The following is a 21,137-nucleotide window of genomic DNA, read 5'->3' on the forward strand; positions in this document are numbered from 1 at the left end:
GACGTGACCAGCTCATCCCGCCTCGCCTTACCTGGTGGCGGGCATTGGACACAACGTCCGGTGTTTGATGTTATCCTCGGCATTAGCGCCGTGCCTTCGATCCTCTCGCCCTTCGTGCTGGTCACCTGGGCGGGGCCGGCTGCGGGCCCGACTGTGGCCGAGGTCAATGCGCTCCGCGCCTCAACGCCACGGCTGTCTGAGGACTGCGTCACCGTGGGTCCGCTCGCCGACTGGGAGGCGACCAACCAGGCGTTCCGCACGTGGCAGCGGGACTTGTTTCTTGAACAGGTCGGCGCGCTGCGTCCGCTGCCGACCGGGAAGACGGCGGTCTACATAGCTGTCCCCGACACGTCTCCCGACGGCCACCGGTACAACGTCGAGCGCGGGACGAGCGAGCACGGATACACAATGGCAGAGATAGCGCGCAGCGTGTCCTGCCCAGGCAAGGCCGTCCCGGACAAGATACGGAACGAGTGCAGAACCAACGTCATCACGACGCTCGCGCTTCCGCACATCACGAACGAGGTCACCAAACCGAAGGGGGGGTATTTCGGGACTCCGGTCGAGCTCGCCGAGGCCATTTACCGGGCCGTCGCGAAGTGGCAGCAGAGAGCCGACGAGAAGTCTAACCTCGTCATCAACCTGAGCGTGGGGTGGCAGCCGCAGAGTACGGGAGCCGTCCTCGGTGCCGATCCCACAAAGCCAGTTCCAGCCCCGGAGAACGCGGTGCTGAGCGCACTCCGCTATGCATCCTGCCACAAGGCGTTGATCCTCGCCGCCGCCGGCAACCACCCTCGCGGCGGGTCCTTCCACTACGGGCCGACGTACCCCGCCGCCTGGCAGAGCCTGGCCGCCCCGACCACGAGAGAATGCAGGGATTTCCTCTCCGATCACGAGTCTCCCCCCACGGAGCCCGCCGGCAGCCATACCCCGCCTCCCATTTTTCCGCCGTCCGCGAACGGCGAGCTCGGCAATTCTCTCGTCTTCGCGATCGGCGGCACGAACCGCGCGCACATGCCCATTGACGCGACCCGGCCTGGGAGCCTGAGCCGCCTCGCAGCACCCGCGGTCCAGGGCGTCGCTGGCGCCCCGAACGAGCTCCCCGTGGCGCTAACAGGCACGTCCGTCGCCACCGCCGTCGTGAGCGGCACCGCCGCCGCCGTGTGGTCCCACCTGCCCCAGCACACACCCTTGCAGGTCATGCAAATGATCTACGAGAGCGGAATGAACATGAAGTTGACGGACACGGATCTGCTCGCGGCCCCCGCGTATACCGAGTGGCTGCGCGAGGTCAACTTGTGCAGGGCCGTCGGCAGGGCATTGTCGTTAGCCTCCGCCAAGGAAATGATGCTTGCATGTTCGCCGTCCACAGCGGACTTCCAGGTTCCGGCGCCGGGCCCAAATGTGCAGAATATGATAGATGATTTATTCCATAAATCAATCCATGTTAACGCGAGCGGCAGCCTAAAACCGCCGTTTCCGAATAAAAATCTTCCCAGCATCGCCGCCGCTCCGTGGGTCCACCCGCATCCGAACGACCCGGGTTGCGGGTTCGCGTGCTATCTCAAGATAATGTCGAAGAGCATCGTGGTGTCCATCAATCCGGCTTACCAGGGTGGAACGCTCTCGAATATGGTGCTGCTCGTCAGGTACAGCGATCAGTCCGTGGACACGCTGTATCCGGCCATCAATATAGAAATGTCTCGGACGCCCCCGAACAATAGATTTTCCTTCAACGGTCTCCCGCTGAGCTACACCCCGAACGGGCAAAAATACGTCGTAGAGGCCAAGCTCTCCTGGACGGTGACGAACAACAAGGGGCAGGCCGGCTCGACGGAGGAGTCGATTCCGTTCGTCTACCAGTGATCTCTACTACCTCTTCGACCAGGCTTCGCCCGGCCCGCGGAGCTCGGGCTGCGGTCTCCCGTGAAACGCCGCACCGTGACGCCGTCCCGTCAGACGAGTTCGCCCCACAGGCGCGGCGGTCCATTGTCACGCGAACGGCAGCGACGTGCAGGACCCGAACGAGGTGTCGCTCGCGACACTCGTCGGACGGCGCCTTACACATGAAGCTGCGGAGTTGTTCCTGAAGCCGAGGTCGAACAAGCGCAGCAGCACTTGCCAGTGCCGGGCTGCCTCGGCGGCAGGCTGCTCGCAGCTCGTCGCTGCCTTGCGCCGGCTCTGCTGCGTCGCCCGCCTCCGCGACTGCGCAGCGCGCAGGAACTCGATCTTATCGCGGAGCCCATAAGAGTTCGTCGCGCGTGAGCGGCGGCTCGGCGTTGACGAAGGAAGCGCATACGAGATCCGCCGCGTCGCGCTCCGCAGCGAGCAGGATCCCGCTCGACCACATGACCGGTCGCGCGAGCTTGCCGGGAAAGAACAGGAGCCTATCGCTGCCGAGGGACTCGGCCTCTCGTGTGAGCTCGGTCTCGCGATCGCGTGTGAGGTAGTACTAGGGTGGGGAGCGAGGAGCGCTGTGTGGGGCGCGTGTGGTCTTGCGCGGCGCTGTCGCCGTCGACCTCTAGACTGGCGCAACCCGGGCCCGCCACCGGCATGATACCAAGCAGCAGCAAGACAGCACCCCGCACCCCCACGCCTATCGCTTCCATGGTGATGCGGCGCACTATCTCAACAAACGCTCGCACACGCAACGAGCGCCTCACCCTGCACGACGAACCACCCTGGCGACGCGAGGAGCACTTCCGCACTCCCCGTCAACCGCTGCCCGCGTGGTGGCCTCAGCGCCGTGCCGACCTGTTCCGAGCTGACGCTAGGCCGTTAGCTCGATCTTCTTTCGAAGCACCTCCGGGTCCGGCCGCAGTTCCTCCGCCTTCGGAAGCCAGAGCGGCCGGCCATCGAAGTCGAGGAGCATCCGCCGGGTCGCGTCGCTGTCCCTATGCGCGAGCCGGTCACCGCGGACCTCGACCCGGTAGCCCTCAGTGACGAGCAGGATTGCCTGGTCGTACGCCCGATGGTGGGTCGGGCACCTGGCGAGGCCGTTCCGGATCGTCGGTACGCCCTCCGGGAGCCGGTCCGGGACGATGTGCGCCGCGTCGAGCAGAGGGCGCTCTCGCAGCTCGCAGATGCAGCATCGCTCCTGGTAGGCGGCGAGGGTCTGCCGGCGGAAATGGGCCTGGTGAAGCCGAGCCTTGACTATCGTCTCGGTGTACGCCTTCGAGAACGGTGCGGGAATCGGTGCCGGGATGCCGGCGGCCTCAGCCTGCGCACCGACCAAGCTCAGCCGCACCTTGCGGGTCGCGTCGTTGAACTCGAGCATCGCGACCGGCGCGACGATCATGTACTCGGGGCGCGGCTTCGCCTTCACCTGCTTCAGGAGGATGACGTTCCGTCCGGACGCGGCGATGCGCTTGAGCCCGTCGTTCTCGTACTCGCGGCTTCGCGGCGCGTAGTCGTAGAGCACCTCGTCTCCCTCCAGGTGCTCGTCCTCGTACGAAGACGCGAGCGTGGAGAGCAGCGTCAGCGGGCCGTCGGTCAGCTCCTTCGGCTTGAACACCCCCTGGGGCCCGACGAGCTTGATCCAGGCTCCTTTGTATGGAAACCCGCGCGCCAGCTCCGCTGAGGGCACCGCATCGCCCCACCGCAAGCTGAGCTGCCGGCAGTGTCGGATCGCCGCTTCGCGGATCTCTAGGCTCTCCTCCATGGTCGGACGCGATGAATAGCCTCGCCGATCGTGGTTCGAGTCGCAATCAGGTTCGTCTGGACCTCGGCTCAGGGTACGCTCGGCCCATGCGAGGTGAGCGGAAGTCCGGGGAGCCGTGGGATGAGCAGACCTTCTTCTCGGAGGCGGAAGCCCGGTCGGCAACCGGCGCTACAGGCCTCCGCCTCTTGTTCGACGAGGCGGTGTCGCTGGCTGGCGCTCTCGACATCGTGTGGGGGAAGGGCGATCCCGAACCGCGGTTCATTGTCCGCCAGGGTGGGAGCTCTGCTGGCGACCTCGTGAGCGGGTGGGCCAGTAGGCATGTTCAGGTTTACGTCGCAATCCTCCGCAACATCCTCGGCGGGGAGCAGAGCGTCCTTGATGAACTGGCCGCGGCGATCGGGCACCCCGACTGGGCGAAGGAGCCCATCTTTGACGCCGCTCTCCTTGAGCGGCACCAGGTGGCAGCGGCGATGTGCAGCTTGCTCGCCAGCATCGCCGGCCTCGACAGCTCAGCGGGCAACCGCTACTGGGCACTGTTCGCAAGCCCTGACACGTACCGCGTCGAGGCTGCCGTCCGGGAGCGCGAGATCGATACCTGGACGACGGCAGGCCGCCCGATGAAGGTCGGCGACCGCGTGCTGGTTTGGCGGGGGAGAGGTCGCAGTGGCCGGCGGGGCATCATTGGCTTCGGCCAGATCGTGGAGGGCCCGCGTGGCATGCCGGATCATGAGAACCCCTACTGGTTGACGCCCCCCGGATTCGGTGAAGTCGAGGAGCGTGTTCGCATTCGGTACGTCATCCCGCCGCGCCTTCCACTCTGGTTGGACGAGCATGAGAATCTGCTCTCGGACCTTTCGGTCGCCCGCGCACGCGGCGGCACGGTCTTCAACGTCACCCCCGAGCAGTGGGAGGCCGTGGTGGCGGCAGCCGGCGGATGGCCTCAGCAGGCTCCCCGTCCTGGCCACGCGCAGCTTGGCTCGACGTACCGCTCCGCCAATGAGACCGAGGTCCTCACCCTTCGCGCGCCCGCCGAGGAGGTGAACTTCGAGAAGATCGAACGTGGCAGCCATGGGCACGCGAAGACGCAGAACGCGCTCGCCGATTTCCTTCGAAAGCATGGAATCGAGCCTCGCTCGCCCTCCCTTGATGAGCCTGAGTATGACCTCGCCTGGGAGATGGGCTCAACGACCTTCGTCGCGGAGGTCAAGAGCATCACAGACGCGAACGAGGAAAGGCAGCTCAGGCTCGGGCTCGGGCAAGTGCTTTGGTACGCGCACCTGCTCAGGGCTAGAGGGAGGACGGTAGCGCCTGTCCTCGTGGCCGAGCGGATGCCACGGGATCCGAACTGGCTCGAGATGTGTCGGGTCCTCGGGGTCCAGCTCGTGTGGCCCGAAGAGTTCACCAACGCGATCCTTGAGCGGAGTGTCGCCAGCCGTTGACGATGTGACGCCTGAGCGAGGGATGCGCCGGCAGATCAGAGGTACATAGCCCGACTTTGAGGCTCGCAAAGCACGCGATCTCGACCTGGGGAGCGTCGAGCTTCGCGAACTCGATCGGGGGCGCCGGGTTCCTCATGAGCTACCACATGCTCCACCTGGGGGGGCCGCTCCGCCACCTCAACCAGAGGGGTGCTAAGGTCCGCATGCTCTACCTGGAAGCCTCGATCTCGGTGAGCTTCGACCCGGCGCCGAGTTCCGCATGCTCCACCTGGGGGCGCCGCGCTCCGCCAGTTCAACCGGCAGGTGCCGAGCTCACCGAATTCGATCTGCGGACGCCGAGCTCCGCGGCCACGATCGGGAGCATCAATTTTGTAAAAAACTTACAAAAGAAGACCGCGGAAGGCACCGGGCGTCGCTATGGTCCCCGTTCTTCGCGCCCTCGAGGCACGAGGGAGACCCATCGCACGAGCTGACTCGGCGGGCCGAGAAGTGGTAGCGTTGCCGTCCGAGGCCGCAGCGATGACACCAGGACCAACCTAAGCCATAATTAGCAATACGCTAGCTAACAGTCAACTGCCAGGTCGGAACATATGCCATTCGTGCCCACGGGGAAGAAAGCAAAAAGGCGTCAAGACCGCGCATGGAAGCTCGACCCGCCGAGCTCTGGAACGACTACGCCGGAATCACTCGCCCATGCGGCCGCCGAGACGATCGAGTGGGCGATGCAGGATCACCAGCACCGCAATGTGACGGCCAACGTCTTCCGCGAACTCTGCCGCTTTATGAGCATTTGGGAGGTGGACGGCGGCTGCCACCTGCTCTCGATGATGGCGTACGTCCTTCTTAAGGAGGTTGGAGTCGATGCCACCCTCAATGCGGGATGGGCGCGCAGTCCCCGGCTTGCGTTCACGCATTCGTGGATAGAAGTTGACGGTCGCCCTTTCGACATCGCAATCGCCCGCCCGAACCTTCACCGTCTCGAGTACAGGTGCCCAGCCGTCGTGTACGGCATCGAGATCGGATCCCGTAATCCCACTCGCATTGAGTACGGCGTATCCGGGCCGGCGCTAGATCGAGATACATCTATGATTGCAACGGGAACCGTAGGTTCGTGGGCCGATCGAGCCCCGATACCTGACTGGCCCTGGGACCGTATTGTAGAAGTAGGTTCCCAAATCGGGTTAACTCTCTCGCGGACAGGTCTCAGAACTGCACACGCGAACTCCCCGTGGACGCTTCGGCAGCCGTGATGATCGCGCCGTCCGCCGCATCCTGGCGCCGCGCCGGCCGGATCACGTAGCGGGCGTCTTCCGCTGCGACACCAAGGCGCGCCGCGCTGACGCACGTCTATAACCCGGGTAGCCTGGCGACCCCGAGCCCCGCGAACTCACCCCAGAGGCGCCGAACTCCGCCAGCTCGACCCGACGGCGCCGAGCTCCGCGGGCTCGACTGCGGTAGCTTGGTCCGGGCATGGAGGACCCGAGCACTGACTTCTTCTCGTTCACATGGTCGCTGCTGCCGGGCCTGGAGCTGACCGCGACCGACATCGCGGGCGTCGGCCGGATCCTCTACACCCTAGACGAGCTGGTCGAACTTGACCTCGACCGCTGCGTAGCGAGCACCGCGGACGCAGCAAAACTGGCGCGCTGGCGAGCTATGACACTCCCGCCAAGGCGGGAAAGGTCCGCCCGCGAGGCGAACTCGGGGCCCCCTCGACTGCGCAGGGTGCCTCCGAGATGGCATGCCGAACGGCCGACGAGCTTGCGGAAGGCCCGGAGGAGGGCTATACGGAAGAAACCGTCGGCCCGCACTTCTTCCGCGAGCTCTTCCGCTTGCACCCACCCTGACCCATTCGGCGGTAAGCCTCAGGTCCGGCGCGCCCAACGCAATGCACCACACAACTGCGTCATGGCGGAGGGGCTGGATGCGGGACGCAGGCGGGCGTATAGGCGGGGCATGGCTGAAGGAAAAAGAACCCGCCAAGCGATCCAGGCCGAGATTGGAGAAAATCTCAACGAGGGGTTCGCAGCGGACCATAAGCGAGAGGCGCTTTGCAACGAGGCCAAGCAACTCTCTGAGGACCTGAAGCACGGCCGCATCGACAAGGATGAATTGATGAGCAGGATGCGGGAAATAGATCAATAGTTGAAGCGGCTGAGCGACAAAGAGGACCTGCGCGATCTCGCTTTGCAGGATCTTCGCAAGGAACTCGCAGAGCTCGGCTGCGTATTCCGACGGACGTGACGGCTCGTTCCGGAGCAACGCGACGGCCCAGTCCGGCGTAACGTGGACCGGAGCGCAGCGACGAGCGCGGTCAGGTCTTCGTCTCGGTCACCTCGGGAGCCACCGCCTTCTTCTTCCGCATCGACCCGCCGCGGAGCGTCACCAGGTGCGCGTTGTGGACGACACGGTCACAGATCGCGTCGGCGATACTCGCCTCTCCGATGGCTTGATGCCAACTTTTCGTCGGGATCTGCGAAGTGATCACCGTTGACGACCTGTCATATCTATCCTCGAGACCTCGAGCAGATCGCGCCTCTCGACATCGGTCATGGGCGCGAGCAGGAAGTCGTCGAGGACCAGCACGGCGACCTTGGCGAGGCGCGCGAGGGCGTTCGCGTAGGTGCCGTCGGCACGCGCGACCGCGAGCTGCTGGAGCAGGCGCGGGGTGCGGATAACGAGGGCGCGGAAGCCCTGCCTGCAGGCGGCCTGCGCCAGCGCGCCGCCGAGAAAGCTCTTCCCGGCTCCGGTCGCTCCCAGCACGATCACGTTCTGCTTCGCGCGGACCCACTGGCAGGAGCCCAGCACCCGGGCGAAGGGCCTGTCCACGCCGCGCCCCGCCTCGCAGGAGAAGTCCTCCATGCACGCGCCCCCCGGCTGTCAGGGACCGGCCTATTGGATCGCGACCGGGATGGCGAAACGGATCGGCCTCGGGCCGGCCAAGTGGATCGGTGTCGGGTCGGCCAAGCGGATCGCGATAGGTAGGCGCCTGACCGCAGGGAGGGCCCTCGGAGGGAGAGAAATTGGGTCGAGTTTCCGGAATGCGTCACACGCACTGTCGGAGACGGCGATCGTAGGAGCGGGATCGGCGAAGTGGATCGTAGCCGGGTCGGCCAAGCGGATCGCGACCGGGTCGGCCAAGCGGATCGCGACCGGGTCGGCCAAGTGGATCACGGCTGAGACGGCGGAAGTGCCGGTTCTCGGGCGTCAGACAGCGATGAGGCATGTACACCCGAGCCTGATAGGGCCGGGCATGGCTCCCGGCTTCGAGGAGGCCGGGATGAGCGCGAGGAGGACGGAGATGCACAGGCTGCAGGAGCTCGTGCGCCTGCACCGCAGGGGCGAGGACTGCCGGGAAGTAGCGCGGCTGCTGGGGATGGGGCCCAACACCGAGAGGCGGTATCGCACGGCGCTGTCGCAGGCTGGCCTGCTCGAAGGCAGCGCGGAGGAGATCCCCGCGCTCGAGGAGCTGAAGGAAGCGGTAAAGAAGCACGTGCCGCCGAAGGTGGCGCCGCAGCAGCAGTCGAGCGTGGAGCGGTGGCGAGCGTACATCGCGGCGCGCGTCGAGGAAGGGCTCAAGCCGGCAGCGATCTACGACCGGCTGCGGCTCGAAGAGCGCGACTTCAGCGGCAGCCGCTCCGCGGTCAAGCGCATGGTCGCGACGCTCCAGAGGGAGCAAGGGATCAGGCCCCAGGACATCGCCATCGTTGTGGAGACCGATCCCGGGCACGTCGCGCAGGTCGACTTCGGGTACGCGGGGCGGCTGTGGGACCCTGAGACCAAGAGCCTGCGCAGGGCGTGGGTGTTCGTGATGGTGCTCGGCTACAGCCGGCATCTGTTCGCGCAGATCGTGTTCGACCAGAAGACCGAGACATGGCTGCGGCTGCACGAGGAAGCGTTCCGCGCCTTCGGCGGGGTGCCGTCGACGATGGTACCGGATAACCTCAAGGCGGCGGTGGTGCGGGCCGCGTTCGGCGTGGACGAGGACTCGGGGTTGAGCCGCAGCTACCGCGAGCTCGCGAGGCACTACGGCTTCACCGTGGACCCGACGCCGCCGCGAGCGCCGCAGAAGAAGGGCAAGGTCGAGGCGAGTGTGAAGTACGTCAAGCGCAACGCCCTGGCGGGTCGCGAGGGGCAGGACGTGGGCGAGGTACGCGCGGCGCTCGGTCGATGGATCGTCGAGATCGCGGGCACACGGCAGCACGGCACCACGAAGCGAAGGCCGCTCGAGGTGTTCGAGGCCGAGGAGAAGAGCCGGCTTCAGCCGCTGCCGCTGCGCCCGTACGAGCTGGTGACCTGGAAGCGGGCGCGGGTGCATCGCGACTGCCACGTCGAGCTCGGAGGAAGGCTGTACTCGGTGCCCTGGCGGCTGGTGGAACGCGAGGTGTGGCTGCGCGCGACGCCGTCGAGCGTGGTGGTGTATGCCGACGACGAGGCCGTGGCACGGCACGATCGGCGCGGCGCCGGCCTGCGCAGCACGCTCGATCGGCACCTGCCCGAGGAGCGCGCGGCGCTGCGGCACCGGAGCCGCGCCTACTGGGAGCAGCGCGCCGACCAGATGGGCCAGGACGTGGGCAGGTTCGTCCGCGAGGTGTTCGACGCCGACGACGTGCTCTCGCAGCTGCGCAAGGTGCAGGCGATCGTCACGCACCTGGAGAAGTTCCCCAAGGAGCGCGCGCAGGCCGCGTGTCGCCGAGCGAGCCATTACGGCAACCTCAGCTACCAGGGTGTTCGCGACATCCTCCGGCGCGGTCTCGACTTCGAGCCGAGCCCGCAGAGCGCTGCGCCGGCGGCGTGGGCGGAGGCGCCTCCGCGGTTCGCGCGCGACCTCCGGCTGCTCGCGGCCTCGCGGCTGTCGTCGACAGGAGGGGACCATGGGCCTCACTGACGAGCTCGTGCCGGTGCTCAAGAAGCTGCGGCTGTCGGGCGTACTGCAGTCGCTGGAGGTACGCGTGCGGCAAGCCGTCGACGAGCAGCTCTCGCACGAGGAGTTCCTCGTGCGGCTGCTGTGCGACGAGGTCGATCGCCGTGACGGGCGGCAGTTCGATCAGCGCATCCGCCGAGCGGGCTTCGACAGCCTCAAGACGCTGGAGGACTTCGACTTCCAGTTCAATCCGAGGGTGCCGAAGGCGAAGGTGATCGACCTGGCGACCTGCTCCTTCGTCGAACGCCGGCAGAACGTGCTGCTGGTCGGCCAGGCGGGGGTCGGCAAGTCGCACATCGCTCAGGCGCTCGGTCACCGCGCCTGTCGCGCGGGCTACCAGGTGCTGTACGCGGGCGCCGGCGACATGCTCAAGCAGCTGCGCGCCGGCCGCGCCGACGGCAGCCACGACCGCCGGCTAGCGCGACTCGTGGGGGTCGACCTGCTCATCGTCGACGACCTCGGTCTCCGCTCGCTGACGGTCGAAGAGGCGGCCGATGTCTACGAGGTCATCCGGCTGCGTTACCAGCGCGGGGCGATGATCCTGACGTCCAATCGCGCCGTGGAGGAGTTCGGTGGACTGTTCGGCGACCCGCTGCTCGCCAGCGCTGCCATGGACCGGCTGCTCCACGACGCCCACGTCCTCGTCCTCGAGGGCGATTCGTACCGCAACCCTCCCCCGGGCCGGCGACGCCGGGCGGCGGAGGCATCGAAGGAGAGCAAGACATGAGCACGTCGAGCGGGTGGCAGGATCCGCTTGGCCGACCCCAAGCGTCGATCGCCCGGGTCCTGATCGCGGTGCTGGCGGCGCTCGCGATCACAGGATCCGCTTGGCCGACCCAGGCGCGATCCATGAGGCCGAGCTATGACACCCGGCACCCGCGCATCCTTCAGCAGGCGATGGAGTCGCTTGTTCTCACGCTCCGTCCACTCGCGGTCGACGAGCAGCCCGATCACCTCCTCAGTGGAGAGCGGCTCCGTCGACGGCGCAGCCGCCCTCTCTCTCAACATCGCCGCCATCGCGTTCAGCTTCATCTCGACCAGCTTCTGAATCGTCTCTTCCAAGATCACTCCTCTCCTCCTTGTCGAAGTACTCAGCACCGCGGATGTTCTCGTGCGCCAGCGCCCCCCGGGGCGGCGGCTCGACCAGCGGCGCGCGGTCGAGGCCGTTCCTCAGGATCGCGGTCACGCTCTTGGCGGTGGGGCTGCCGATGCGGAGCGCACGCGCGCACGCAGCGTCGACGCGCTCGCGACCGTACTTGTCCGCGAGCCGGATCACACCCAGGCACGTCCGGTAGCCCGTCTCCGGGTGGGTGCGGTGGCGCATGACAGCACGCGCGAGCTCGCCAACGTTTGCGCCGATCGTCTCGGCCCACGCCACCACGCGCTCCGGCGGCCACTTGCCGTAGTCGCGATGGGCTCTGGGGCGATGCTCGTCGACGATCACGGCCGACCCCTTCCGGCCGTAGCTGCGCGCGTGCGACGCGACGCGCACGCCGTCGTGGAACAGCTCCACGACCGAGGCCGTCGCTCGGATCTCGACGCGCGCACCGACCAGCGTGTACGGCACGCTGTAGAGCCGGTCGTCGTAGCAGACGCAGTAGTCGATGTTGACCTTGGCGTGCTTCCAGTCGGCGAGCTCGTACCGCCGCGCCGGCAGCGGCCGCATCACGGGCTTGTCGATGGTCTCGAACGCCGTGCGCCGGCAGCCGTCGAGCCGCTGAAATGGCCGCGCGTTGAGCCGCTCCAGCAGCGACGCGATCGCGTCGTTGAGCTCGGCGAGGCTGAAGAAGGTCCGGTGCCGGAGCGAGGCGAGGATCCAGCGCTGCGCGATGAGCACGCCGCCCTCGACCTTCGCCTTGTCGCGCGGCTTCCGGGGCCGAGCCGGGATGACCGTCACGCCGTAGTGCCGCGCCATCTCAAGGTAGGTCGGGTTGATGTCCGGCTCGTACCGATCCGGCCCGGAGACCGCGCTGCGGAGCTGGTCCGGGACGAGCACCTCGGGCACGCCACCGAAGTACTCGAACATCCGCACCGTCGCCCCGACGAAGTCGGCGAGCTTCTGCGAGCGCGTCGCCTCGGCGTACGTGTAGTTGCTCGCGCCGAGCACCGCGACGAACAGCTCGACCTCGATCAGCTCGCCGGTTGTCCGATCAACGAGGTGCGGCTTCCTTCCCGAGTAGTCGATGAAGACCTTCTCGCCGGCGCGGTGAACCTGACGCATCACGACGCCGAGCTTCTTCTTCCAGCCTGCGTACAGGTCGCAGAACCGGCTGTACTCGTAGGGCTTCAGCGGAGCCTGTGCCGCGCTCGCTTCGCGGTACTCGAGCCAGAGCGTCTGCAGCGTGACGCACGGCTTCGACAGCTCGCGGTGCACCCAGGAGAAGTCGATCGGCACGCGCGCGGGCGGCTCGTTGCGGCCGACGTCGCGGAACAGCCGCGACTCGATCTCAGCCTCGGTCATCTCTCGGGCGACCTCCCACGTCAGCCCCGCCCTCTCCGCGCGCGCCAGGTAGCCGCTGACCGTGCTCTCGCCGACGCAGGCCGCCGCCGCAATCTCCGCTCGGCTGCGCTTGCACTCGAACTTGAGCCTCAAAATCTCTCGAACTTTCCGCATCGATAGCCGCTCCGACATCGCGCCCATGTACGCGATGAGGCTGCGACCGCGAGCGCCGCCTGTGGGCCGTCACCCCCGTCGGAACGGTCCGTCACGTCCCTCGGAACGGCCCGTCACGTGCGTCGGAACGAGCCGTCGGGTGTGTCGGAACCGCCCGTCGGGTGGCCCGGAACGCCCCGTCACGTCCCGTCGGAACGGGCCGTCACGTGCGGTCGGAATCGGCCGTCACGTCGGCCCGGAATACGCAATAAGCCCTTCCGGGGGGTCACGCCGTCCCGGACCCGCCATGACCCGGCATCAGCGGAGGGGACCCATCGTGTCCGTCTTGCCGAGGCCGCTCGCTGGAGAGCGCGACGAGCGCCTGGGGCCTGTCGCGTGGAAAGCATGCTGCGAGGCGGTGACGCCGCAAGGGCCCGGAGCGCCGGCGGCTCGCGCGTCCATCCCGAACAGCGTGGATACGCGGGACGAACCGACGGCTATCAGGCGTGTGACGGCGCGAGCGTCGCGCACCGGCGAGCCTGTTCCGCTGCTGCCGTCGAGAAACCCTGACGAGCGGGGCGGCGTCTGCCCGACGCCTCGAGCGCGATGTTCCACGCAGCGCGTAGGCAAATCAAGCCGGATCGCAGCGTTAGGAAGTGTAGCGCAGCAAACCGAAAGGGTGGGACCGCGAGCGTCGTGATGGCTCGGTCCTGGGTCGAAAGAGCGTGGTCCGGGCGGCGCCGAGCGCGCTACGGGGCGCATCGTCAACCGATCGGCTGACGAGCAGCCCCGCGGCCGCGATCAAGCCTTCAAGCGGCGTGTATATGGTACCGGCGCGCTCCGTCAGCGTTCACCCGACCTCGCGTCGCTCCGCTCTCGAGAGCCTCGAAGCCGCGACCGGCCTGTCTGCTCCGGGCGCCATGTCGCTCGACGCCATCGACGGTGACTGGTGCGTGGTAACGAAGGCGTTATCGCGCACCAGCCTCGTCGACCCGTCCGCCGAGCGACCTTCCACGCAGTCACGACTGAGCCGCCCTGCTCGATGCCTCGTCCATGCCCTGCTCGGCCAGCTCGGTCCCGACCACCAGGGCAGCCGGCGCGCTCCCGAACTCGACGCCGTCGCCCTGGACGCCAGCGGCTCCGAGCTCGGTAAGGCGACCGCCTGAGCCCGCCAGCGGCAGCGTGGATGCGCTCAGCGGCGCCGCGGAGAGTGGCTCGTCCTCGTCAGGCCGGCCTCAGCGCCGTCCACCCGGCGGCGTGGGCCGCGCGGTGGAGGGCACAGGCTGGGCTGCGCTGGACCTCACCGCGTCCAGCGGCGGCGTGGGCGCGCTGTGGGCACCATAGGCAAGCTCGGAAGTGTTATGTAGACCACACGGCCGAGTGGTGTGCTATAAGTGGGCATGGGTACAAAAACCAAACATCTGAAGGTATTTTTTGCCGCGCTTGTTGCGGGAATTACAGTCTCTGCATCGGCGCTGGCAGCCGTGGACCTCTTCGTCGCAGGTGGAGGCGGTTCAGCCCGATTTCTTCGAAAGGGAGAACACCTGTATGTGTTTGATCAAGCGTCTGACGGTCACTCTGCCGTAGCCGAATATTGGTGGGACGGCGATGCGTACATGTCTTATCTATGGGCTAGTGGCTACGGCGTAAATAGTCATAGGAATTTCAGCAAGCCCGAAAGCGCGCGCATCCACATCAGAGCTTGCCTTGGCGAGGCTGGCACAGGTCGCATTATCGAGCGCACATGCAGCGAGCGTAGACACATCAGAGCAGGCGACGTTAATTAGAAATTGAGTTGAGTCGCCGAGCGCCAAGGCGCTGTTCGGAATGGCTCATGCGCGAGCGGCACGGCTTTGCCGCGGTTCTCCATGCTCCACTTCGAAACAAGATGGCCCTGTGCAGGACTCTGCCCAGCGGGCGCATGCGCTACTTCATCGGCGCGAACTACCCCAACAGCAGCGCGCTCAGCCCGAACAACATGACCATGGAGATCACCAACCGCTCCACGGGCAGCAGCGTCTTCATGTAGTTCGCGAACACGGACGGAGGCGGCGCCAACGGGACGGTTGCGGTAGGGACGGCTCTTCGTCGCCATGCTGGCCGACTCGGGCCGCCCCCCGCACAGATCCCAGCGAGCGCTGCTAACGCACTGGGCTCTTACCTCGGGTACGGACGTCGAAGCGCTTCTCGGGCCAGGGATGCAGGACGCGGGCGCGGGGGATCCATCGGTCGGCAAGCTTGTGCATTCGCGCCCAGTCCGTCCGATCACGTTGACCTCGGCGCCGAAGTGCGCGGAGCCAGATGCGGGTGACCTCGGTGCGAAACGCGTCAAGCCGATCGACGTTGGTCGGCACGGCGTGGTACGCGAAATAGCCGCGTACCACCGCGCCGATCCATGCCCCCTGTTCTGGGACCGACTGATGCCGGCGGCGCTGCAACTCGACGCCAATGGCGTGCAGTTTCGCCCGCATCCGTTTCGACGCCGTTCGCCTCCTCAGCAGGAAGCCCCCGTTCCGTCGCTTCGCGCTGATGTGCGTGAATCCGAGGAAATCGAAGGTCTCCGGCTTCGCCTCGCCGTAACGCGCCCGGTTGTCGGCGGCGAACCGCCCGAACCGGAGCACGCGCGTCTTGTCGGGGTGCAGTTCCAACGCGAACTTCCGCAATCGCTCGCGGAGTTCGACGAGGAACCGAGTGGCGTCCGACTCCAACTGGAATCCCACGAGGAAGTCATCGGCGTAGCGCACGACGATCATCTCGCCTTTCGCATGCCGACACCTCCACTGCTGGACCCAGAGGTCGAAGACGTAGTGCAAGTAGACGTTTGCCAATAGGGGCGATACGGTTGCTCCCTGTGGCGTCCCCTCTTCGCTCGACGTCCACGTCCCATCCTGCAGAACCCCAGCGCTTAGCCACTTGCGAATGAGCCGCAGGATCCTGCGATCCGCGATTCGGTGCTCGATAAACTTTTCCAACCAACCGTGGTCGATGGTTCCAAAGAAATCACGGATGTCGGCATCGAGTACCCAGTTCACCTTCCTTCGCACGAGTCCCGTCGCGAACGCATCCAGGCCGTGATGCGGGCTGCGGCCGGGCCGGAAGCCGTACGAGAAGCCGAGGAAGTCCACCTCGTAGACAGAGTTCATGACCTCGACCACCGCGCGCTGGACGATTTTGTCCTCCAGCGACGCGATCCCGAGCGGCCGTTGCCGACCGTCCGGTTTCGGGATGAACACCCGGCGAGAGGGCTTCGCTCGGTACGCCCCCCGGTGCAGCCGCTCGTGCAAGTCCCGAAGGTTCTCTTCGAGCCTGGCCCGGTACTGCACCCATGTCACGCCGTCGACGCCGGCAGCCGCCCTCTTCTCCAGCGAGAGGAAGGCGTCGCAGAGCCGGTCTAGCGTGACGTGGTGGAAGAGCGCCGTGAACCTTGCATTTCTGTCCCTTGCTGCTGCTTGACGTACACGATCCAGCGCACGTGGCGGGCTTGTCCGGCACTGCGTCCGGGGCGCGTTTTGCTGGTCCGTGTTCCCCTCGGTCGGGCCCCTTCCCTCCACCACCTCCGCGGCCGGTCGCCCGGCGTTGTTCGGCGGCTTCGCAGGTACTACGGGCCCGTCCGACTTCCCCTGGCCGTCCATCATCGGCTTCTGGCCTCCGGCCTTCCCGATGCGGCCCGCCGCACCATCCGCGACGGGCAGCCAGAGGATCTCCCGGTTCTCGCGCAGGAAGATTCCGCACGTGCGAGGGGTCTCCGACCGCGCGGGACCGACCAGCGCCTCGCGATCACGGCGCCCGTCGTGTTGCCTTCCGCTTCGCTTAACAGCGTCGGCATCCCGAACTGCTTGATTTCGCGGCTCAATACCCTGCCCATGCGTACCCCTGTCAACGCTTCGCCGTCGCCCTCGCGGGCGCCGACGCATGACTCGGGGCCATCGTGGGTCGCTACTCCTTCGATGTAAGGCTTTTCCATCCTCTTCTTCCTGCCGGTTTATCCCGGCGCACTAAGCGCCCGGCCAAGGTCATCGTGACGGTCCGTGCGGCGCCGGTTACCCGTGCCCATCGCGACGTCGGAGGAAGCGATGGCGACGAGGGCGGAGTGGGCCGAGCGGGTGGAGCGATGGGAGAAGAGCGGGCTGAGTGCGGAGAAGTTCGCGCGGCGCGAGGGTTACAAGCCGAAGCAGCTGTACTGGTGGCGTTGGAAGCTGCGCGCTGACCGGCCCTTGCAGCCCTCGCCGTCGCCGTTGGCGGAGGCACCGCGCTTCCTGCCGGTGCACGTGGTGTAGATGATCGCGGCAACCCGCGGCATTTGGGTGAAGTTCACCGGTGAAATCCGCGCCCGATGCCGGTGAAGAGCACGCCGGGTGCCGGTGAAGTTCACCGGCGAGGTCCGCGCCCGATGCCGGTGAAGTTCACCGGTGAAGAGGCCGCTCAGTGCTTCTTGCTGCGGCGCTGCTTGCTGCGGGTGGCGCTCAGCTCCTTGGCTTCCTTGAGCCGTTAGCTCTCGGCCTCGATCTCGATCACCTCGGCGCGGTGCACGAGCCGGTCGACGAGCGTGACGACGCACGCGGCGTGCGGGAAGACCTGGCCCCAGTCAGCGAAGGCCTTGTTCGTGCTGAGCAAGAGCGGCTTCTGCGCGTCGTAGCGACGGGTGACGACCTCGCAGAGCAGGTCGGCGTAGCGGCTATCTTAGGAGAGGTAGCCGACTTCATCGATGCAGAGAAGCGCGGGGACCGTGTAGCGGCGGAGCCTTCGCGCGAGCGCGACCGAGGACTCTTGCGCCGCGAGGTCGGCGAGCATGTCGCTCGCGGTCGAGAAGCGGACCGTGTGGCCGCGGACGATGGCTTGGTGGGCGAGGTTCTTGAGGATCATGGTCTTGCCGACGCCGTTCGGGCCGACGAGCACAGCGTTATGGCCGGTGGGTATCTGTTCGGCAGAGCGCATCCTGACGGGCAGCGGGCCAGCGACATAGGCTTGCCGTGCGATGCGAGAGCGACGGCAGGGCGCCGGTAATAGCGGCGAGACCGGGGCGAGGGATCCCGAGGGGCTGCACGACGTCAAGCGGTAGGTCACCTCGCACGGACCGTCCGACTGCGCAGGGTGCCTCTGAGAGCGAATGCCGAACGCCCGACGAGCTTGCAGAGGGCGCGGAGGAGGGCTATACGAAAGAAACCGTCGGCCCGCACTTGAAGACCTCGACGGCCCCGAGCTCGCCCACATGGCCAGCGTTTCGTCCACGAGCCGCGCCGCTGCCCAGGACCTCGGACGTCGCCCCTGCTTGCCTGTCCAGCCCGCTCGCCGATCCTCTTCCGATCCTATTCAGGGAAACGCAGCGTCTCGACCTTGTCGCCGTCCTGCCCCGTGACCATCTCTTCCTCTTCAAACAACTCCCAGCTCGTGCCGCCCTTGCCTGGTGGTCCCAGTTCGTACGTGACCCCCTCGATCTCGATCTGGTCCTCGTCCAGGTAGGCGATCCCGATCGAGTCGCCGCCGCGCCCGGGACCGCCGTAGCCGCCGGGGCCACCGTTGCCGCCGTTGGCCCCGTGGCAGGACCACATGCTGCCGTCGCCGTAGGAGCCGCCCGGCGCGCCTCGGCCGCCGTCGCCGCCGTCCTCGGGGGGCCCGCCGTCGCCGCCTGGGCCCGCGTCGAGGGTGATGATATGGGTGTCGCGCACCGTCACCTTGGCGTGAAGCGCGACGATGCCGATGGTCGGGTGCCCGTTCCCACCCCCTCGGCCGCCCCTGCCGCCGCAGCCGCCAGCGCCTCCGGAGCCGCCGCCCGCGCCTCCCTTGGTGGTCACGCCGCACAGCGCGAATCCGCCTCGCTGACCGCCCGCTCCGCCGCCGCCCTGGCCCGGCGTGCCCCTCTCGCCGTCGCCGGCCTTGCCCCCTTCCCAGCCTGTCTCGGTGATTCGCCCGATGCCCTCGCCGATCGCGCCCACCTTCCCCGGGTTCCCATCGCTCCCGGGTTCCCCCCGCTCACAGCCGAAGTTTTCCCGCTCCCCACGTCCACCGCGCCCTGTGCTCGTGGGGTTCGACGCCGCGGGCGAGCCGGTGCCCCCGTCCTCCGCGCCGTCGGGCATCCCGTCGCCGCCTTTGCCGCCGAAGCTCGGTATTCCTCCGCACCGGTTCTCCGGCGCCGCTCCGCCAAGGACCCTGGCCGCCGAGCACGCATGTCCTCCGTACTGCCCGTCAGGCCCCGCCGCCGCCTGATTCGGCCAGGCCCATTTCTCGCCGTCGCGACCTCCCCCACCGTAGAAGGTGAGAATCTCGCTTCGGAGGATCTCCACCACGGTGTTGGACTGAACGAGCACGGAGATCGGCCCCTCCGACCGCGCAAGGATGTTGGCGATCGTCGATACCCCGTCGGCCGCGCCCGTGTCGCTCGCGCTCGACGGCTCGACGATCACGATGGGGTCGGAGCCCGTTGTCTCCTGAAGGGTGGACACCGGGTCAGCATCGGCGCGCCCCCAACGCCAACAGTTGAAGCCTCCGAGGAGGTCGACGCCGGAGGGGAGCCTCACGTTGCCTATGAACCCGTCGCTGCAGAGGAACACGCGGCCTCGCCCGCGACGCGCAAGATCGATGGCGTGTTGAACGGAGAAGACCGGCTTGGCCTTCGTGCCAGGATTGGCATCGTCGCCGCCCGCCGCAATGCCGGCGACGAACACACCGCAGCCATCGTCGAGGATATCGGCGGCCACGTGCTCGCGGCAGACCGACTCCGGCGGCGCCTCGTCCTGGCAGGATGAGGCGGAGCACGGTGTCCCGCCGTCCTCGGTTACGTCCGGCATCGTGCCGCAACCGACGGCCCATGGCGATAGCATGACGAAGAAGGCAGCGGCGGCCGTATTTCTCATGGAAGTCTCCTGCCGTGAATGGCCTGCACGAGAGCGGTTCATCGAGGCGGCGCCGGGGCGGGAGCATCGAACCGATACCAAAACAATGAGATTCCCGTAGCTCCCTTGCCCTCGTCCTGGTCCAGATCTGCGTTCCCTGCGGGACCACCGCTTCCGCCGTCTCCGTGGTGAACGCTCGCATCCTGGGCAAGGGTGACTGTCGCGCTCACCGAGGCAACGCCGAGCGAATGCCCACCGGAGCCGCCGCCGGCATCGCCCCCGCGGCCGCCGTCGCCGCCCCAGCCGCCATCACAGGCGGGCCACAGCGTGGTAAACGGATGGCTCCCACCACGGCCACCTTGAGCGCCTCGGCCTCCCGGTTGGCCGGTTCTGCCAACTCCACCGCGGCCGCCGTGGCCAGTGATCACGTCGCTGGCCTCGACCGTCAGCTCGGCGCCCTCCAGCGCGACGATGCCGATGCTCGCCCCGCCATAGCCGCCGCCCTTGCCTCCCAGGCCGCCGCAACCGCCGCTGCCTCCCGAGCCGCCCGCCGCACCCCCTTGGGGTCGATCTTGGCACGAGTTCATATCGCCCCGCCCCTTGCTGCCGCCGCCGCCGCCCCCGCCATGACCAACGCCGCCGTTCTTCCCGTCTTCACCTCGCACGCCGACCCATCCGTCGATGCCGAGGTAACCAGGACCCACCGCGCCGGCCGCACGACCGGCGGGAGCACCGTCGGCGCCTCTGCTCCCGCCCGTGCATTTCGTGATGTCCGCGCCGACGCCTCCAAGGCCGTCGCCGTTCGGATTATCCGCGGACATCGGCTGTCCCGGAACGCCATCGCCGCCGACGTCGAGCCCACCGTCGCCGCCGGATCCGCCGACCGACTCGGTGCCGTCGTCGCACCTCGTCACGACCGGGCGAGCGCCCGTCACGACGTCCGCTGTACACGCGTCCGCGCCGTGGTTCCCCAACACGCCGTACGTCGCCCGTTCGGTGGGCGCGTCCTCTCCCGGCTCCCCTTCCTTGCCGCTGCCCGCGACGATCACGCTGTCCCGCACGATCGCCCGCGCTCCCCGGCTCAAGATCATCGCGATCGACGACTTGCCATCGCGCGCCGAGGCGTCCGCCGCCACGGCGCGCACGCCGAAGATCACGGACGTCGCCTCGTTCCCCGCGACGACGGCATCGACCCCACCGAGGACCCGCACCGGGATCCCGTCGGGCGGCCCGATGACGGTCGACGCGTTCGGCCCGGCGAACGACCCCCCATACGACCAATCATCGCCGCCATCACAGCGACGGCTGCCCCAGAGGTCGACCCCGGAAGGCAGCGTGATCTCCTCGGCGAACGCCCCACCGCACGCATACACGCGCCGGGTCGGCGCCTCGCCGTCGCCTCGACCGCTCGCCGCGAGCCCGATGGCGTGTTGCATCGTCTTCACCGGCGCGCTCTTCGTGCCCGGGCTCTCGTCGTCGCCCTGCTCGCTGACGAACACCCCGCACTCGTCCAGCGCCGGCGCCGTCGCTGGGTCACCATCACAGGGAGACTTCGGAAGCGAGAGGCAGACGCGTTCGTCGTAGCAGCTATCGTCGTAACCGCACCCGGAGAGGCCCCCCGCGCCGCCCGTCGAGAGGATCCCCACGGCGAGCAGCAGCCGCATTCGTCGCAATTCGGGAAGAGGCATGT

The 21,137-nt window shown here is 67.4% G+C and carries 14 protein-coding genes and 3 pseudogenes; 10 read left to right on the forward strand and 7 right to left on the reverse strand.

Going from position 1 to position 21,137, the window contains the following annotated elements; genetic code table 11:
• Window positions 1-60: 60 nt before the first annotated feature.
• Window positions 61-1,866: a S8 family serine peptidase gene (locus tag WME83_RS29835; protein ID WP_437313101.1), complete on the forward strand. Its 1,806-nt coding sequence runs from the start codon at window positions 61-63 to the stop codon at window positions 1,864-1,866.
• A 904-nt stretch (window positions 1,867-2,770) separates the two neighbouring features.
• Here WME83_RS29835 and WME83_RS29840 read toward each other — a convergent pair.
• Window positions 2,771-3,586, reverse strand: coding sequence for an HNH endonuclease (locus tag WME83_RS29840; RefSeq protein ID WP_437313102.1), 816 nt, complete (start codon window positions 3,584-3,586; stop codon window positions 2,771-2,773).
• A 161-nt stretch (window positions 3,587-3,747) separates the two neighbouring features.
• On the opposite strand from WME83_RS29840, the gene WME83_RS29845 reads away from it, so the two are divergent.
• The 3 genes from WME83_RS29845 (at window position 3,748) to WME83_RS29855 (ending at window position 7,245) form a co-directional block, all read left to right on the forward strand.
• A complete protein-coding gene (locus WME83_RS29845) occupies window positions 3,748-5,100 on the forward strand; it encodes an EVE domain-containing protein (protein WP_437313103.1) in 1,353 nt (450 codons plus the stop codon).
• A gap of 722 nt (window positions 5,101-5,822) precedes the next feature.
• Window positions 5,823-6,350 (forward strand): lasso peptide biosynthesis protein, encoded by a 528-nt coding sequence (locus WME83_RS29850; RefSeq protein WP_437322061.1) that lies wholly within the window; start codon window positions 5,823-5,825, stop codon window positions 6,348-6,350.
• A 706-nt stretch (window positions 6,351-7,056) separates the two neighbouring features.
• Window positions 7,057-7,245 (forward strand): hypothetical protein, encoded by a 189-nt coding sequence (locus WME83_RS29855; protein ID WP_437313104.1) that lies wholly within the window; start codon window positions 7,057-7,059, stop codon window positions 7,243-7,245.
• A 169-nt stretch (window positions 7,246-7,414) separates the two neighbouring features.
• Here the strand turns inward: WME83_RS29855 and WME83_RS29860 are convergent.
• A pseudogene (locus tag WME83_RS29860) lies at window positions 7,415-7,962 on the reverse strand (ATP-binding protein).
• 418 nt (window positions 7,963-8,380) lie between these two features.
• On the opposite strand from WME83_RS29860, the gene istA (WME83_RS29865) reads away from it, so the two are divergent.
• Both istA (WME83_RS29865) and istB read left to right on the forward strand, forming a co-directional pair.
• On the forward strand, window positions 8,381-9,988 hold the full coding sequence (istA, locus tag WME83_RS29865) for an IS21 family transposase (RefSeq protein ID WP_437313105.1): 1,608 nt from the start codon (window positions 8,381-8,383) through the stop codon (window positions 9,986-9,988).
• The gene (istB, locus tag WME83_RS29870) at window positions 9,975-10,751 is read left to right on the forward strand and encodes an IS21-like element helper ATPase IstB (protein WP_437313106.1); all 777 of its coding nucleotides are present in this window, start codon (window positions 9,975-9,977) and stop codon (window positions 10,749-10,751) included. The genes istA (WME83_RS29865) and istB overlap by 14 nt, the downstream gene beginning before the upstream one ends.
• 354 nt (window positions 10,752-11,105) lie before the next feature.
• Here the strand turns inward: istB and istA (WME83_RS29875) are convergent.
• Window positions 11,106-12,638, reverse strand: a pseudogene (gene istA / locus WME83_RS29875) (IS21 family transposase); the annotation flags it as partial.
• An 899-nt stretch (window positions 12,639-13,537) separates the two neighbouring features.
• Between istA (WME83_RS29875) and WME83_RS29880 the strand changes: the two are divergent.
• Both WME83_RS29880 and WME83_RS29885 read left to right on the forward strand, forming a co-directional pair.
• Window positions 13,538-13,783, forward strand: coding sequence for a hypothetical protein (locus WME83_RS29880; RefSeq protein ID WP_437313107.1), 246 nt, complete (start codon window positions 13,538-13,540; stop codon window positions 13,781-13,783).
• A 234-nt stretch (window positions 13,784-14,017) separates the two neighbouring features.
• The gene (locus WME83_RS29885; protein WP_437313108.1) at window positions 14,018-14,404 is read left to right on the forward strand and encodes a hypothetical protein; all 387 of its coding nucleotides are present in this window, start codon (window positions 14,018-14,020) and stop codon (window positions 14,402-14,404) included.
• A gap of 354 nt (window positions 14,405-14,758) precedes the next feature.
• On the opposite strand, the gene ltrA is transcribed toward WME83_RS29885, so the two are convergent.
• Window positions 14,759-16,252: a group II intron reverse transcriptase/maturase gene (gene ltrA / locus WME83_RS29890; protein WP_437313109.1), complete on the reverse strand. Its 1,494-nt coding sequence runs from the start codon at window positions 16,250-16,252 to the stop codon at window positions 14,759-14,761.
• Window positions 16,253-16,663: 411 nt separating this feature from the next.
• Between ltrA and tnpA the strand changes: the two genes are divergently transcribed.
• Window positions 16,664-16,894 (forward strand): IS66 family insertion sequence element accessory protein TnpA, encoded by a 231-nt coding sequence (gene tnpA / locus WME83_RS29895; RefSeq protein WP_437313110.1) that lies wholly within the window; start codon window positions 16,664-16,666, stop codon window positions 16,892-16,894.
• A gap of 211 nt (window positions 16,895-17,105) precedes the next feature.
• On the opposite strand, the pseudogene WME83_RS29900 reads toward tnpA, so the two are convergent.
• Both WME83_RS29900 and WME83_RS29905 read right to left on the reverse strand, forming a co-directional pair.
• A pseudogene (locus tag WME83_RS29900) lies at window positions 17,106-17,828 on the reverse strand (ATP-binding protein).
• A gap of 95 nt (window positions 17,829-17,923) precedes the next feature.
• Complete coding sequence (locus tag WME83_RS29905; protein WP_437313111.1) at window positions 17,924-19,057, reverse strand: hypothetical protein; 1,134 nt, start codon at window positions 19,055-19,057, stop codon at window positions 17,924-17,926.
• A gap of 141 nt (window positions 19,058-19,198) precedes the next feature.
• On the opposite strand from WME83_RS29905, the gene WME83_RS29910 reads away from it, so the two are divergent.
• Window positions 19,199-19,360 (forward strand): hypothetical protein, encoded by a 162-nt coding sequence (locus WME83_RS29910; RefSeq protein ID WP_437313112.1) that lies wholly within the window; start codon window positions 19,199-19,201, stop codon window positions 19,358-19,360.
• Between the two features lie 146 nt (window positions 19,361-19,506).
• On the opposite strand, the gene WME83_RS29915 is transcribed toward WME83_RS29910, so the two are convergent.
• The gene (locus WME83_RS29915; protein WP_437313113.1) at window positions 19,507-21,135 is read right to left on the reverse strand and encodes a hypothetical protein; all 1,629 of its coding nucleotides are present in this window, start codon (window positions 21,133-21,135) and stop codon (window positions 19,507-19,509) included.
• Between the last annotated feature and the right edge of the window lie 2 nt (window positions 21,136-21,137).

This window comes from Sorangium sp. So ce385, from assembly GCF_051474135.1.
GTDB classification, from domain to species: Bacteria; Myxococcota_A; Polyangia; order Polyangiales; family Polyangiaceae; genus Sorangium; species Sorangium cellulosum_D.

Coding starts and splice junctions, on each gene's coding strand:
- WME83_RS29845 (WP_437313103.1), top strand. CDS start 3,748: ATGCGAGGTGAGCGGAAGTCCGGGGAGCCGTGGGATGAGCAGACCTTC.
- ltrA (WP_437313109.1), bottom strand. CDS start 16,252: ATGATGGACGGCCAGGGGAAGTCGGACGGGCCCGTAGTACCTGCGAAG.
- WME83_RS29855 (WP_437313104.1), top strand. CDS start 7,057: ATGGCTGAAGGAAAAAGAACCCGCCAAGCGATCCAGGCCGAGATTGGA.
- WME83_RS29880 (WP_437313107.1), top strand. CDS start 13,538: ATGTCGCTCGACGCCATCGACGGTGACTGGTGCGTGGTAACGAAGGCG.
- istA (WP_437313105.1), top strand. CDS start 8,381: ATGAGCGCGAGGAGGACGGAGATGCACAGGCTGCAGGAGCTCGTGCGC.
- WME83_RS29915 (WP_437313113.1), bottom strand. CDS start 21,135: ATGCCTCTTCCCGAATTGCGACGAATGCGGCTGCTGCTCGCCGTGGGG.
- WME83_RS29850 (WP_437322061.1), top strand. CDS start 5,823: ATGCAGGATCACCAGCACCGCAATGTGACGGCCAACGTCTTCCGCGAA.
- istB (WP_437313106.1), top strand. CDS start 9,975: ATGGGCCTCACTGACGAGCTCGTGCCGGTGCTCAAGAAGCTGCGGCTG.
- WME83_RS29885 (WP_437313108.1), top strand. CDS start 14,018: ATGGGTACAAAAACCAAACATCTGAAGGTATTTTTTGCCGCGCTTGTT.